Origin of the sequence: Pseudomonas putida S13.1.2, assembly GCF_000498395.2 — a bacterium.
Lineage (GTDB): Bacteria > Pseudomonadota > Gammaproteobacteria > Pseudomonadales > Pseudomonadaceae > Aquipseudomonas > Aquipseudomonas putida_Q.
Genome location: NZ_CP010979.1, coordinates 4,254,662 through 4,268,271, shown reverse-complemented (window position 1 = coordinate 4,268,271; position 13,610 = coordinate 4,254,662). Strand labels below are relative to the sequence as shown.

At 63.0% G+C, this 13,610-nt stretch carries 9 protein-coding genes; 3 read left to right on the top strand and 6 right to left on the bottom strand.

Translation table 11 applies throughout. The features are described from left to right. Positions 1 to 239: 239 nt before the first annotated feature. Complete coding sequence (gene glyA, locus N805_RS18845; RefSeq protein WP_019471677.1) at positions 240 to 1,493, bottom strand: serine hydroxymethyltransferase; 1,254 nt, start codon at positions 1,491 to 1,493, stop codon at positions 240 to 242. Between the two features lie 284 nt (positions 1,494 to 1,777). After that, positions 1,778 to 5,608 (bottom strand): EAL and GGDEF domain-containing protein, encoded by a 3,831-nt coding sequence (locus tag N805_RS18840; protein WP_019471676.1) that lies wholly within the window; start codon positions 5,606 to 5,608, stop codon positions 1,778 to 1,780. A 247-nt stretch (positions 5,609 to 5,855) separates the two neighbouring features. On the opposite strand from N805_RS18840, the gene N805_RS18835 reads away from it, so the two are divergent. From N805_RS18835 to gdhA, 3 genes are all read left to right on the top strand, one after another. After that, on the top strand, positions 5,856 to 6,260 hold the full coding sequence (locus N805_RS18835; protein ID WP_019471675.1) for a hypothetical protein: 405 nt from the start codon (positions 5,856 to 5,858) through the stop codon (positions 6,258 to 6,260). Between the two features lie 302 nt (positions 6,261 to 6,562). Next, positions 6,563 to 8,230: an energy-dependent translational throttle protein EttA gene (ettA, locus tag N805_RS18830; protein WP_016501553.1), complete on the top strand. Its 1,668-nt coding sequence runs from the start codon at positions 6,563 to 6,565 to the stop codon at positions 8,228 to 8,230. A 221-nt stretch (positions 8,231 to 8,451) separates the two neighbouring features. Beyond that, the gene (gdhA, locus tag N805_RS18825; RefSeq protein WP_019471674.1) at positions 8,452 to 9,792 is read left to right on the top strand and encodes an NADP-specific glutamate dehydrogenase; all 1,341 of its coding nucleotides are present in this window, start codon (positions 8,452 to 8,454) and stop codon (positions 9,790 to 9,792) included. Between the two features lie 142 nt (positions 9,793 to 9,934). Here the strand turns inward: gdhA and N805_RS18820 are convergent, their stop codons facing one another. From N805_RS18820 to N805_RS18805, 4 genes are all read right to left on the bottom strand, one after another. After that, positions 9,935 to 10,438, bottom strand: a complete 504-nt coding sequence (locus tag N805_RS18820; RefSeq protein WP_019471673.1) for a GreA/GreB family elongation factor — start codon at positions 10,436 to 10,438, stop codon at positions 9,935 to 9,937. Between the two features lie 68 nt (positions 10,439 to 10,506). Next, positions 10,507 to 10,863 carry a hypothetical protein gene (locus N805_RS18815; RefSeq protein WP_019471672.1) on the bottom strand — a complete coding sequence of 119 codons (357 nt, stop codon included), beginning with the start codon at positions 10,861 to 10,863 and terminating at the stop codon, positions 10,507 to 10,509. A gap of 254 nt (positions 10,864 to 11,117) precedes the next feature. Further along, complete coding sequence (locus N805_RS18810) at positions 11,118 to 12,971, bottom strand: DUF4105 domain-containing protein (protein WP_019471671.1); 1,854 nt, start codon at positions 12,969 to 12,971, stop codon at positions 11,118 to 11,120. A 72-nt stretch (positions 12,972 to 13,043) separates the two neighbouring features. After that, the gene (locus tag N805_RS18805) at positions 13,044 to 13,532 is read right to left on the bottom strand and encodes a DUF3015 domain-containing protein (RefSeq protein WP_016501548.1); all 489 of its coding nucleotides are present in this window, start codon (positions 13,530 to 13,532) and stop codon (positions 13,044 to 13,046) included. Between the last annotated feature and the right edge of the window lie 78 nt (positions 13,533 to 13,610).

The window sequence follows — 13,610 nt, the reverse complement described above, 5'->3', positions numbered from 1 at the left end:
GGCCTGTGGTTGGTAATGTGGAAGTAACTTGAATTGAGCCCAGGTAGTGAAGGCAAGCATATTACCTGTGGGAGCGGGTTCACCCGCGAACACCGGCGTAGCCGGTGCCATCCACCTCGTTGCCCTCTTCGCGGGTAAACCCGCTCCCACAGGGACCGCGACAGGTTAGCGAACCTGGTTCATGAAAAACAAAAAAGCCCGGCACTGGGCCGGGCTTCTTTACTTCAGGCTGGCGCCAATCAGTTGCCGTAAACCGGCAGCCTCTTGCAGATGGCCTTGACCTTCTCACGTACGGCGTCGATCACCGCTTCGTTGTTCAGGTCAGCCAGGATGTCGCAGATCCAGCCAGCCAGTTCCTTGCACTCGGCTTCCTTGAAACCACGGGTGGTGACGGCTGGGGTGCCGAAACGCAGGCCCGAGGTGACGAACGGCGAACGTGGGTCGTTCGGTACCGAGTTCTTGTTGACGGTGATGAAGGCTTTGCCCAAAGCGGCGTCAGCGTCCTTACCGGAGATTTCCTGCTTGATCAGCGACAGCAGGAACAGGTGGTTCTGGGTGCCACCGGACACCACGTCGAAGCCACGCTCGATGAATACGCTGGCCATGGCCTGGGCGTTTTTCACCACCTGCTGCTGGTAAGTCTTGAACTCAGGCTGCAGGGCTTCTTTGAAGCAGATGGCCTTGGCGGCGATGACGTGCTCCAGCGGGCCGCCCTGGGCGCCCGGGAAGACAGCCGAGTTCAGCTTCTTCTCGATGTCGGCGTTGGCACGGGCCAGGATCAGGCCGCCACGTGGACCGCGCAGGGTCTTGTGGGTGGTGGTGGTGACCACGTCGGCGAACGGAACAGGGTTCGGGTACACGCCAGCGGCAACCAGGCCGGCAACGTGGGCCATGTCGACGAACAGGTAGGCACCGACCTTGTCGGCAATGGCGCGGAAGCGGGCGAAGTCCAGAACCTGCGAGTAGGCCGAGAAGCCGGCAACGATCATTTTCGGCTTGTGCTCGACCGCCAGGCGCTCGACTTCGTCGTAGTCGATCAGGCCGTTGCCGTCGATGCCGTACTGGATGGCGTTGTACAGCTTGCCCGACGAGCTTACCGAAGCACCGTGGGTCAGGTGGCCACCGTGGGCCAGGCTCATGCCCAGGATGGTGTCACCGGCCGACAGCAGGGCCAGGTAGACAGCGGCGTTGGCCTGGGAGCCAGCGTGCGGCTGGACGTTGGCGTAATCGGCGCCGAACAGTTCCTTGGCACGGTCGATGGCCAGTTGCTCGACGATGTCGACGTACTCGCAACCACCGTAGTAACGCTTGCCCGGGTAGCCTTCGGCGTACTTGTTGGTCAGGACCGAGCCCTGAGCTTCCATGACTGCCGGGCTGGTGTAGTTTTCCGAAGCGATCAGCTCGATATGCTCTTCCTGGCGCAGGGCTTCTTGCTGCATGGCTTCGAAGAGCTCGGCGTCGTACTTGGCAATGGTCAAATCACGGCTGAACATGGCGGTCCTCAAGGATCGGGGTAGTTTGGGGGGGCATTCTAACCGATTGATTCGCAGCTGGCATATGAAGTGGCATCAAGTCGCGGACCAATGGGGCTCATGTTGCATCCCGCGCCGTGTCTGGGCTGGGTGGGTGCCGGAGCTGACTCTCAAGTCCATTTTTTTGGGCGCATATGGCCCCATCGCCGGCAAGCCAGCTCCCACAGGATTGGCGCTGGCCTTGAGGCTGATGCATCACTGGTGGGAGCTGGCTTGCCGGCGATGAGGCCAGTGCAGGTACCGCATCAATGGAACATGAACAGCGTTTCGTTGGAGAACTGCGCCTCAAACTGGTGTGCCGGCATCGGCCGCCCGAACAGGTAGCCCTGCACCTCGTCGCAGCCATGCTCGCGCAGGAACTCCAGCTGCTCGTGGGTTTCCACGCCCTCGGCGATTACCGCCAGGTTGAGGCTGTGGGCCATGGCGATGATCGCCCGGGCTATCTGCGCGTCCTGCTCGCCCTCGGGCAGGCCGTCGACGAAGGTGCGGTCGATCTTCAGCACGTCGATGGGGAACTGCTTGAGGTAGTTGAGCGATGAGTAGCCGGTGCCGAAGTCGTCCACCGCAATGCTCAGGCCGAGGTTTTTCAGGCTGGCCAGAATCTGCAGCGCCTCGTTCACCTCGCGCATCAGGATACTTTCGGTCAGCTCCAGCTCCAGGCAGGCCGGTGGCAGGCCGCTTTCTTCAAGAATGTTGGCAATCCGCGTGCCCAGCTGGCCGTCGGAGAACTGCCGTGCCGAAATGTTCACCGACACCTTCGGCACCCGCACCTTGGCCTTGTGCCAGGCCTTGAGCTGGCGGCTGGCCTCGCGCAGCACCCAGTCGCCCACGTCCACCACCAGGCCCAGTTCCTCGATCACCGGGATGAAGTCGCCCGGCGGCACCAGGCCCCGGGTGGGGTGGCGCCAGCGCAGCAGTGCTTCGGCGCCGGTCAGGCGCTTGCCATCGCCGCTGAACTGCGGCTGGTAGTAAAGGATGAACTCGTTCTGCTCCATGGCGTGGCGCAGGTCGCTTTCCAGCTCCAGGCGCTCCAAGGCGCTGGCGTTCATCTCGGCCTGGTAGAACTGGAAGTTGTTCTTGCCGCGTTCCTTGGCGTGGTACATGGCGGTGTCGGCGTTTTTCATCAGCTGGCTCAGCTCGCTGCCATCTTGCGGGCTGAGAGCGATGCCGATACTGGCCGTCACGAAGAACTCGCGGTTTTCCAGCACAAACGGCCGCACCAGGCTGCCGAGGATGTTCTCGGCCACGTGGATGGCGCGGTTCAGCGCCAGTTCGCGGCTGGCGCGCGGTTGCAGCAACAGGGTGAACTCGTCGCCGCCCATGCGCGCCACAGTGTCGTCGTCATCCACGCAGGCCAGCAGGCGCAGGGCCATGTCCTTGAGCATGCGGTCGCCGGCGGCATGGCCGAGGGAGTCGTTGATCGGCTTGAAACGGTCGAGGTCGAGGAACATCAGCACCACCCACGCCTTCTGCCGCTCGGCCTGCTGCAGCGCGTTGTACAGGCGGTCCTGGAACAGCGTGCGGTTGGGCAGGTGGGTGAGGGCGTCGTAGTAGGCCAGGCGGTGGATGCGCTGTTCGCTGGCCTTGCGCTCGCTGATGTCGGTGAAGAAGCACACGTAGCTGGCCAGGTCGCCTTCGTCGTCCAGTACCGCAGTAATGCCGACCCAGGCCGGGTAGTGGTCGCCGTCACGGCGCTTGAGCCACACCTCGCCCTCCCAACTGCCGCGCTGGTGCAGTTGCTTGACCACATAGCGCAGGTGGCCTTCCTGCTGTTCGTCGACGGTGAGCATGCCCGGCAATTGGTCGAGCACTTCACTGACGGCGTAACCGCTGACGCGGCTGAACGCCTCGTTGGCCTGCACGATATAACCGGCCGGGTCGGTGATGAGAATGGCCGAAGTGGAATGCTCGAACACCGTCGCGGCCATGCGCAGGTCTTTTTCGGCGCGGCGTTGCTGGCTGATGTCACGGCCTACCCCAAGCACACCCTCGAAGCGCTGGTCGTCGTCCCACACCAGCACCAGGCGCAGCTCGATTGGGATCTTGCGGCCATCGCCGCGCAGGCAGTCGAACACGAACAGCTGGGTCGGCAGCTGGCTGCGCAGTTGGGCCAGCTGAACCGGGTCGCTCATGGCCTTGCTCACGCGCTCCATCAGGCTGTAGATGCCGGTGAGTTGGGCCGGGTTGGCGATGATCGACTGCCAGCCGTTGGCAAAAATCCAGTCGGCCTGGTAGCCCAGCACGCTCTGCACCGAAGGGCTGACATAGTTGAGCTTGAGCAGGCTGTCGGTGGAGAAGATCACGTCGCTGATGCTTTCGGCGAGCATGCGGTAGCGCTGTTCGCTGTCGCGCAGCGACTGGCTGGCCTCTATCTGCACCGTCACGTCCTTGCCCACGCCGATGATGCGCGTTACCAGGCCTTCGGCGTCACGGGTCAGCACCTGCTCGCGGATGTCATAGCAGCGCCAGCCGCCATCACGGTGGCGAAAGCGTAACTGGCAGTGCAGCGGGTGGTCATGGCCGCTATCGCGCTGTTGCTGGCGCAGGGCCTGATAATGCGCGGCGTCTTCGGGGTGCAGCAGCAATTCCCAGAAGCGGTCGCCCATTTGTGCAAGCTCGGTGCGGTCGTAACCCAGGGTCTGGCCCAGGTGGCGATTGCTGAAGATCATCCGCTGGCTGAGCACGTCCTGCACGTACAGTTGGTCGGGGACGGTGCGCACCACGTCCGACCAGAAGCTTTCGCGCTCCAGCAGCGACAGCTCTACCTGCTTGCGGCTGGTGATGTCGCTGATGCTGAGAATGACCGCCTGGTAGTCGCGGCGCTGCTGCGGCAGGCGTGCCATCAGCCACAGGTGCAGCTCGCCGCCCAGTGGCGCCGGCAGGCGTACTTCCAGCTCCAGCAGTGGCCGTTGTTCGATCAGCGCGTCGATCAGTTGCATGCCGATGCTGTCGCGGCCATCGCCCGTGCCGTCGATCAGCCGCTGCCAGGCACCTTCGTGACAGTTGATGTTCAGCAACTGGCGCGCAACCTGGTTGACCTCGGTGATTTTCAGTTCCAGCAGCAGCGAGCGGCGCAGGTTCGGGTCCAGGGCCAGGCTGTGCTTGAGCGCGGCGCGGTTGCGCAGGTGGTAGCGGTCGAGCTGGCTGGGCAAGCTGGACAGGTCGAGTACACACAAGGCCACGCCGGTGCCTTCGAAAATTTCCTGGTAGCGCCGGCGGTCTTCCTGCAGCGCGCGCTGGCGGCGGCGCATGTTGATCAGGGCCAGCACCGGCAGCAGGGCGCAGAACAGCACCAGCAGGCACTTGCCGATCAGCGCAGGCAGCAGTTTTTGCTGGGTCAGTTGGGCGTCGAACAGGCCGCGCAGCTGCCAGGTGCTGTTGTCGATAAAGGCCAGCATCACGCTCTGTAGCGGCTCGCTGCCGGTGTCGGCCGGCGCGTGGCGTTGCAGTACCTCGCCGCTGCGGCTGTTTTCCAGCAGCCACAGGGGGTGGCCGGCGCCATCGAGGTGGACGGTGAGGGTGCGGTAGTAGTCCGGCGAAAGGCGCAGCAGCCAGAAGCCACGGTCCTGCTCGGGGGACTGACGCAGTAGCAGATAGAGGGTGCGGTTGTCGGCGGAATTGGTGAAGAAGTACGGGCGGCCCTGGTTCAGTGTGAGCAACTCGTCAAGCAACTTCCGGTCAGGGCTGCCGGCCAGGCTGTCGCCGCGCAGTTGCCCTGCGCTGTCCAGCCAGGCCACGCTCTGCAGGGCAGGCAGGCGCTCGCGCAAGGTATGCACAAGGCCCGGCAGGGCGTCGGGCGTCGGCGGATTGACGTAAGGCTGCACCACATTTACCGCCTGCTGCGCCTTGAACGCCATGTTCAGGCTCAGGTGGTCGGCCAGTTCCGCGGTGGCGTCCAGGCTTTGTTTGCGCAGGTCGGCCTGGGTGTGGTTGAACTGGGCAAAAAGCTGCCACAGCAGCAGGCCCAGCAGGATCAGGGCAAGCATCGCCAGCGCACCCTTGACCGACCCGCGCAGGGTAGCGGCGGGCGCCTGTGGCGCGGTACGCAATGTCGACGGATGAGTAAGGTTGGTCAAGCGTTGATCCTGCGATTGGGCTGGCGATGGCAGGGAAGCATCATGCACGGTGTATGCCGGTGTCTGGTGGCGCACAACGGTGGCGCACTATAAGGCCGGACACCCGAAACCGGCTAGCATGCCTAGGATTATGGCAAAGTGCCAGCCATGTTGACCGATGGTGCCGGCCCGGTGGTTCGGCAAGCCCCTGCAACCTGTGCGAGAATAGCGCCCGCTATACATGACAACGCATCGGAGATGTTCGGTTTTGGTTACTCACTTTTCCTCCAATGGCCTCGATTCCGCCTGTGGGCGCAGCAGTCAGACCCTTGTCAGCACTGCCGTGACCGAGGACGTATCCTGCAAGTCTTGCCAGCGCTCGCTGGTCAAACCTGACGCTGGCGCCAGCGCCAAGAGCAAAGCGCCCTCGCTGGCTGAACTGCGCAAGACCGCCAAGGCGGCAGCAGCGCCAACGCCGGCAGTGGCGGCGGTCAAGCCTGCTGCCAAGGTGGTCAGCACTGCGCCTGCGGCTGCCAAACCGGCCAAACCGGCCGAGCAGCAACCTGCCCGCAGCGGCGGCTTCAGCGTGAAGTCCGCCTGGGCCGCGCGCCTGGCCGGGCAGGGCGACCGTTGCCGGTTGCCGCGGGGCAAGGCCAAACAGCACCACGTCTGAGCCATCTCGGCTGCTGTGCCGGCCTCTTCGCGGCTAAAGCCGCTCCCACAGGGATATCACCGCCTTCAAGGGCAATGCAGTACCTGTGGGAGCGGCTTTAGCCGCGAAGAGGCCGGCAAAGGCAACAAATTCCCCCCAGGGACAACACCGATCCCACCCCACTCTCGACCCCTCCTATGCAACGCCGCGCGTTGGCGTAGAATGGTCGACTTTGTTCAATGACACCCGAACACGCATCCCCCTGGCCATGCTGCCTGGGCGATCGTCGATGTCTTTACCTATCTGAATTAGAGGGCTTGGTTTTGGCTCAATACGTCTACACCATGCATCGGCTGAGCAAGGTCGTGCCGCCGAAGCGGGAAATTCTCAAGAACATTTCCCTGTCGTTCTTCCCGGGCGCCAAGATTGGCGTGCTCGGCCTGAACGGCGCCGGTAAATCGACCCTGCTGCGGATCATGGCGGGCGTCGACAAGGAATTCGACGGCGAAGCCCGTCCGATGCCCGACATCAACGTTGGCTACCTGCCGCAGGAGCCACAACTGGACCCGACCAAGACCGTGCGTGAAGTGGTCGAGGAAGCGGTCAGCGTGATCAAGGACGCCCAGGCACGCCTGGACGAGGTCTACGCCGCCTACGCCGACCCGGATGCCGACTTCGACAAGCTGGCCGCCGAGCAGGCCAAGCTGGAAGCCATCCTGCAGGCCGCCGACGGCCACAACCTGGAGCGCCAGCTGGACGTCGCCGCCGACGCCCTGCGCCTGCCGGCCTGGGACGCAAAAATCGAGCACCTGTCCGGTGGTGAAAAGCGCCGTGTGGCCCTGTGCCGCCTGCTGCTGTCGGCCCCCGACATGCTGCTGCTCGACGAACCGACCAACCACCTGGATGCCGATTCGGTGGCGTGGCTTGAGCGCTTCCTGCACGACTTCCCGGGCACCGTGGTAGCCATTACCCACGACCGTTACTTCCTCGACAACGTCGCTGGCTGGATCCTGGAACTGGACCGCGGCGCCGGCATCCCGTACGAAGGCAACTACTCGGGCTGGCTGGAAGCCAAGTCGGACCGCTTGGCGCAGGAATCCAAGCAGCAGAGCGCCCACGAGAAGGCCATGAAAGAGGAACTGGAATGGGTGCGCAAAGGCGCCAAGGCTCGCCAGTCCAAATCCAAGGCCCGTCTGCAGCGCTTCGAAGAAATGCAGTCGCAGGAATTCCAGAAACGCAGCGAGACCAACGAGATCTACATCCCGGCTGGTCCGCGCCTGGGCGACAAGGTCATCGAGTTCAAGAACGTCTCCAAAGGCTACGGCGACCGCGTGCTGATCGACAACCTGTCGTTCGCCATGCCAAAAGGCGCCATCGTCGGCGTGATCGGTGGTAACGGTGCCGGTAAGTCGACCCTGTTCCGCATGCTGATGGGCAAGGAACAGCCGGACTCGGGCAGCATCGAGATCGGTGAAACCGTGCAACTGGCCTGCGTGGACCAGAGCCGCGAAGACCTGGACGGCGCCAAGACCGTGTTCCAGCAGATTTCTGACGGTTCCGACCAGATCCGCATCGGCAACTACGAGATCCCGTCGCGTACCTACGTTGGCCGCTTCAACTTCAAGGGTGGCGACCAGCAGAAGTTCGTCAAGGACCTGTCCGGTGGTGAGCGTGGCCGCCTGCACCTGGCCCTGACCCTGAAGGAGGGCGGTAACGTCCTGCTGCTCGACGAACCGTCCAACGACCTCGACGTCGAAACCCTTCGTTCGCTGGAAGAAGCCCTGCTGGACTTCCCGGGCGCTGCGATCGTGATTTCCCACGACCGTTGGTTCCTGGACCGTGTGGCTACCCACATCCTGGCGTACGAAGACGACTCGAACGTGGTGTTCTTCGAAGGCAACTACACCGAGTACGAAGCCGACCGCAAGAAGCGCCTGGGCGATGCAGCTGCCCAGCCGCACCGTGTACGGCACAAGAAACTGGCCCAGTAAGCCGGTTTTCTGATGCACAAGAATGGGGCCCTTGGTGGCCCCATTTTCGTGCCTGGCTCAATCGGGAAAACAGCTGATCGAGCGCGTGCTTTGTATACACTTATATAAAACGCACCAAATAATTTCAAAAAAACGACATTTCGCCCTATTCCAGTGCGATTGCTTCTTGGTACATTCGAAAAAAAACCAATAAGTCCAATCCTCTTGGTGAGATGTCTACCATGATCGAATCTGTCGACCATTTCCTTGCACGCCTACAACAGCGTGACCCCGGCCAACCGGAATTCCACCAAGCGGTGGAAGAGGTGCTACGCACTTTGTGGCCGTTCCTTGAAGCCAACCCCCACTACCTGCAATCGGGCATCCTCGAGCGTATGGTCGAGCCTGAGCGCGCGGTGCTGTTCCGCGTTTCCTGGGTCGATGACCAGGGCAAGGTGCAGGTCAACCGCGGCTACCGCATCCAGATGAGCAGCGCCATCGGCCCGTACAAGGGCGGCCTGCGCTTCCACCCGTCGGTGAACCTCAGCGTGCTGAAGTTCCTGGCCTTTGAGCAGGTGTTCAAGAACTCCCTGACCTCGCTGCCCATGGGCGGCGGCAAGGGCGGCTCGGACTTCGACCCTAAAGGCAAGAGCGACGCCGAAGTGATGCGCTTCTGTCAGGCGTTCATGAGCGAGCTGTACCGTCACATTGGCGCTGACTGCGACGTACCGGCCGGTGACATCGGCGTGGGCGCCCGCGAAATCGGCTTCATGTTTGGCCAGTACAAGCGCCTGGCCAACCAGTTCACGTCGGTGCTGACCGGTAAAGGCATGACCTACGGCGGCAGCCTGATCCGCCCGGAAGCCACCGGCTTCGGCTGCGTGTACTTCGCCGAAGAAATGCTCAAGCGCCAGGGCAAGCGCATTGACGGCCGCCGCGTGGCGGTTTCCGGCTCGGGCAACGTGGCCCAGTATGCGGCGCGTAAAGTGATGGACCTGGGCGGCAAGGTGATCTCGTTGTCCGACTCCGAAGGCACCCTGTACGCCGAAGCCGGCCTGACCGATGCCCAGTGGGACGCGTTGATGGAGCTGAAGAACGTCAAGCGCGGCCGCATCAGCGAGCTGGCCGGGCAGTTCGGCCTTGAGTTCCGCAAGGGCCAGACTCCGTGGAGCCTGCCGTGCGACATCGCCTTGCCGTGCGCCACGCAGAACGAACTGGGCGCCGAAGACGCCCGCACGCTGCTGCGCAATGGCTGCATCTGCGTGGCCGAAGGCGCCAACATGCCGACCACCCTCGAAGCTGTGGATATCTTCCTGGACGCCGGCATCCTGTATGCCCCGGGCAAAGCCTCCAACGCCGGTGGCGTGGCTGTGTCGGGCCTGGAAATGTCGCAGAACGCCATGCGCCTGCTGTGGACTGCCGGTGAAGTAGACAGCAAGCTGCACAACATCATGCAGTCGATTCACCATGCCTGCGTGCACTATGGTGAAGAGGCCGATGGCCGTATCAACTACGTCAAAGGTGCGAACATCGCAGGCTTTGTGAAGGTGGCTGATGCGATGCTGGCCCAAGGCGTAGTCTGACCTGAAGCCGCAGGGGGCCGCTTTGCGGCCCATCGCGACACAAGGCCGCTCCTACAGGATCGCGCGATCATTCAGGTTGTCGCGGCCCCTGTGTAGGAGCGGCCTTGTGTCGCGATGGGCTGCAAAGCAGCCCACTTGGCCCTCAATGTTCACCCTCGACCTCGATCCCGACCACTTCAATCACCTGATCCCCCACCGGCCGCCGCCAAACCACTTCATCCCCAGGCCCCGCGCCCAGCAAAGCCCGCCCAAGCGGCGAACCCCAGTTGATCAACCCCCGCCCGGCATCCGCTTCATCCTCGCCCACCAGTTGCACCACCTGCTCCTGGTCCTGCGCATCGACAAACCGCACCCGGCTACCAATCTGCACCTTGCTGCGTGAAGTGGCTGCCGGCACTACCTGGGCACTCTGCACTCGCGCACTGAAGTAACGCAGGTCCCGTTCGGTATCGGCCAGCCGCTGCTTGTCGCCACGTTCGCCCTGCGCCTGCAGTTCGCTGCGCAAGGCATTCAGCTCGGCCACGCGCATTTGCAACTGGCGCAGGCCGTTGGCGGTGACGTAGTTGGGTTGTTCGCTGACGCGTCGCTCCACCGGCTGGTCGGCCTGGGCGGCAGCCTGGTCTTCGTTGACGAATGCTCGGCTCATGCAGGGCCTCCTATGTGCAGGAGACCATCATGGCCGGCCGCCGGTTTCAAGGAATGTCCGTTTGCGACTCAGTTGTGGCGATAAGCCTTGGCGGCGCCACGGTCCTTTTCCTGCTCCCAATCGCGGTCGCGCTGGTCCCAGAAGCGCTCGTGGTACTCGCGCTGTTCTTCACTGTTCTGCATGGCATGGCACTGGCGGAAGCCGTCGTCCCAGCCGGTTTCGTACTGGCGCTCGTGCAGGTAGCGCGGCACGTTCTTGCTGAAGCCGCCCACCATCAGCCCGGCCGCCTGCCGGCCGCTGCTGCAGCCGTCCTGAAAGCCATCGGCATAGGCAGGGGGATAACCGTGGTTGAGCATCTGCTCGTGGGTGGTTTCGCAACCTGACAGCAACAACGCAACGCACACGCCGAACCAGTACCGCGACATGACCACCAGACCCTCCCGTAGATAGTGGAAAGTCTAGGCGGCCATTTGTCGGGGACGTGTCAAAACAGTGTCAAAGAGTTGGTTGGATACACAGTTTCCAGTCTGACGCGCTGTCTGTAGGAGCGGCCTTGTGTCGCGATCGGGCCGCAACGCGGCCCCAGAATTTTAGCGATGATGCATATATTGCTGGGGCCGCTTTGCGGCCCGATCGCGACACAAGGCCGCTCCTACAAAAAGCGCGCAGGCCCGACCAGCTAGTAGTGATACCACTTCAGTTCCAGCATCACTTCGTTCTGCGCCGTAGCCAGGTGGCTGAACTCGCGCGAAGCGCTCAACCGCAGCCCCAGGTTCTGGCTGAGCTCCCACTGCTGGTTCAGGCTCACACTGCGCCGCACTTCGCCATTGGTGAAGTAATCACCCTTGGCCTCCAGCGTCATGTTGCCCAAGCCGTTGCGCCACAGCAGCCCGCCATTGAACCCTGCCGCCGGGGCGATGAACTGGGCGAAGTCGTTGTGATGCTCGACCCGCACCGTACCCAGGGCAAAACCCAGCAACCCGTCGGCCAGTTGCCAAGTGCCACCGGCGCCGCCGTTCACGTGGCTTACCAGCACCTCGTCATCATGCTTGCCCGGCACCCGCTCCAGGCCGCCGGCCACCTGCCACGACCAGGGTTTGAGCAGCTCGTTACGAGGTGTCAGCGAGCGAATGGTGGCCAGGTCCAGGCGCTGCACCTGCCAGTCATTACCCTCGTACTGGCGCACCTTCAGCTGCAGGATCTCGATTTGCGCACCCAGCGGGAAGCCGTAGGCATTGTCGTTCAGGTCGTGGTAGGCCATGCGCAGGCCGTACTCGGCGTAGGCGCGGTCTTCACGGGTGCCCACGCCCAACTGCCAGGTGCGTGAGTCATGGCCATCCTCGGGCAGGCCAGGGCGCTCGATCTGCAAGGGCGGCGGCGGGTTGCTGTTGATCGCCCGCAGCAGCTCGAAGCTGCGCTTGGCTTGCCCTGGGTCGCGTTCCTGGCCGTTGGCCCGGTAGCGCTCAAGGCGATACGCGGCATCTTGCACCAATGCCTGGCGTTCGCGGGGCAGGGCCTTGAATTCGGGGCTTTGCAACTGTGCGGTGTTGGCACTCACGGCCAGTACCTGGCGCTTTTCGTTGTGGTCGAGCGGCTCCGCACGGGCCAGCAACTCACGTTCGCGGGAAGGTCGGTAAACCTCGCTGGCGACCAGGCCGGACTGTTTCACGGCCTTGACCGTATCGGTCGGGATGGCGGTCAGCGGGAACTGCGAGGTCAGGTCCAGGCTCGGCCGGGCCACTTGCAGCAGCTCCAGCAGGCGATACGAGCAGTTTTCGTCGAAAAAGAAGTAGTCGAACTGGATCTGCTTGAGTTCCCACACATGCTCGACCATGCGCCCGGTTTCTTCGGGGGTGAGGTCCAGCTGGTATTCCCACAGGTCGCGGTTTTCCAGGCTGCGGTATTCGGACAGTTTTTCCTGGTAGGGCATCAGCGCGAACAGCCCTGGGTAGCCGCCCATCAGGCCCTTCCAGGCGTACAGGATGCTGTTGTCGCTGCCTTCAATGTAGGCGCCGAAGTTGATCGCGTAGCTCAGCAGCGTGGTGTCGTCGTTGCGCGTGCTGGACTGGTCGATGCGCAGCAGGGTGTGGCCGAACATCGACGACGGGCTGTTCAGGTAGGCCGCCGGGAAGATCAACGCGGCGTTGTGCGGGTCGATCGACTTGTACCAGGTCTTGAATTCCTGGCAGTCCGGCTGCGGCAAGCCTTGCAGGTCAAGCTGTTCGCGCAGCCAGCGGGTGCGCGCGGGGAATACGCACTGCGCGTGCTTGTCGCCGAGGCTGGCCGGGGCATACAGCGCATCGACCGTAGCCTTGAGTTCTTGATCCGGGTGGTGCGCACCGTCTTCGGCGAGGAAGAAGGCATCATCGTCCACATAGCTACGCCAGCCGCCGAGCTTGGCGGTTTCGTAGTGACCAATGGCGAGCCAGTAAGGGGTATTGGCCAGTTGCTGGAGACGGCCTTGATCCAGCACGGGCGCGGCATGAACAGGGGCGCAGGCACACAGCGCCAGGGAAGCGAGGCGTTTGAGCATATCGGGCAACTACTTCTTCACGATGCCGAAAAAGGCGAAACCCGCCCCCGTGGGGGGCGGGAACAGCAGTGCTTAGGCCTCGGTAGCGTATTTGGCCAGGCGTGGGTCGCTCTTCAGAACGGCCAGGGTGTTGGTGTGGACAGTTTCGGCAGTGACATCGGCGCTGCTGAAGATCTGGTTGAAGTGCTGGTGGGTAACCGAGTTGAAGTAGACGCGGTCTTCCGGGGCCACGCCAAGCACTACGGCATAGGTGGTCAGTGCTTCGCCCTGGCCCATGGCCATGTCTTCGGACAGCTCGTTCATCATGCCGTTCATGGCAAACCAGGACTTGCCGCCGTAGGTCAGCGAAGCCTTGGTCGAGCAGCCGTTGGTGCCGGAGGTCATGCCGAAGGTGGCGTTACCGGAAGTGCCGTTGGTGGTAGAAGCCAGGAAGTGTGCCGGAGTGCCACGCTGGCCTTCGAACAGCATGTTGCCCCAGCCGCAGTTCGGGCCGCCTGGCGCTTCGGCCATGGCGTTCAGCGAGACCACGGTGAACAGAGTACCCAGAAGAATCCGTTTCATAGCATTTGTTCTCTTTGTCTTAACCAAGGGTCAGGGTTTCTGGCAACTCGGTTGCCAGGTCGGGAAAGCTTTTCACCC

Bases quoted from the DNA above. Each gene is read 5' to 3' on its own strand.
- N805_RS18810 (WP_019471671.1), bottom strand. From the start codon at position 12,971: ATGCTCAAACGCCTCGCTTCCCTGGCGCTGTGTGCCTGCGCCCCTGTT.
- N805_RS18805 (WP_016501548.1), bottom strand. From the start codon at position 13,532: ATGAAACGGATTCTTCTGGGTACTCTGTTCACCGTGGTCTCGCTGAAC.
- N805_RS18820 (WP_019471673.1), bottom strand. From the start codon at position 10,438: ATGAGCCGAGCATTCGTCAACGAAGACCAGGCTGCCGCCCAGGCCGAC.
- glyA (WP_019471677.1), bottom strand. From the start codon at position 1,493: ATGTTCAGCCGTGATTTGACCATTGCCAAGTACGACGCCGAGCTCTTC.
- gdhA (WP_019471674.1), top strand. From the start codon at position 8,452: ATGATCGAATCTGTCGACCATTTCCTTGCACGCCTACAACAGCGTGAC.
- N805_RS18815 (WP_019471672.1), bottom strand. From the start codon at position 10,863: ATGTCGCGGTACTGGTTCGGCGTGTGCGTTGCGTTGTTGCTGTCAGGT.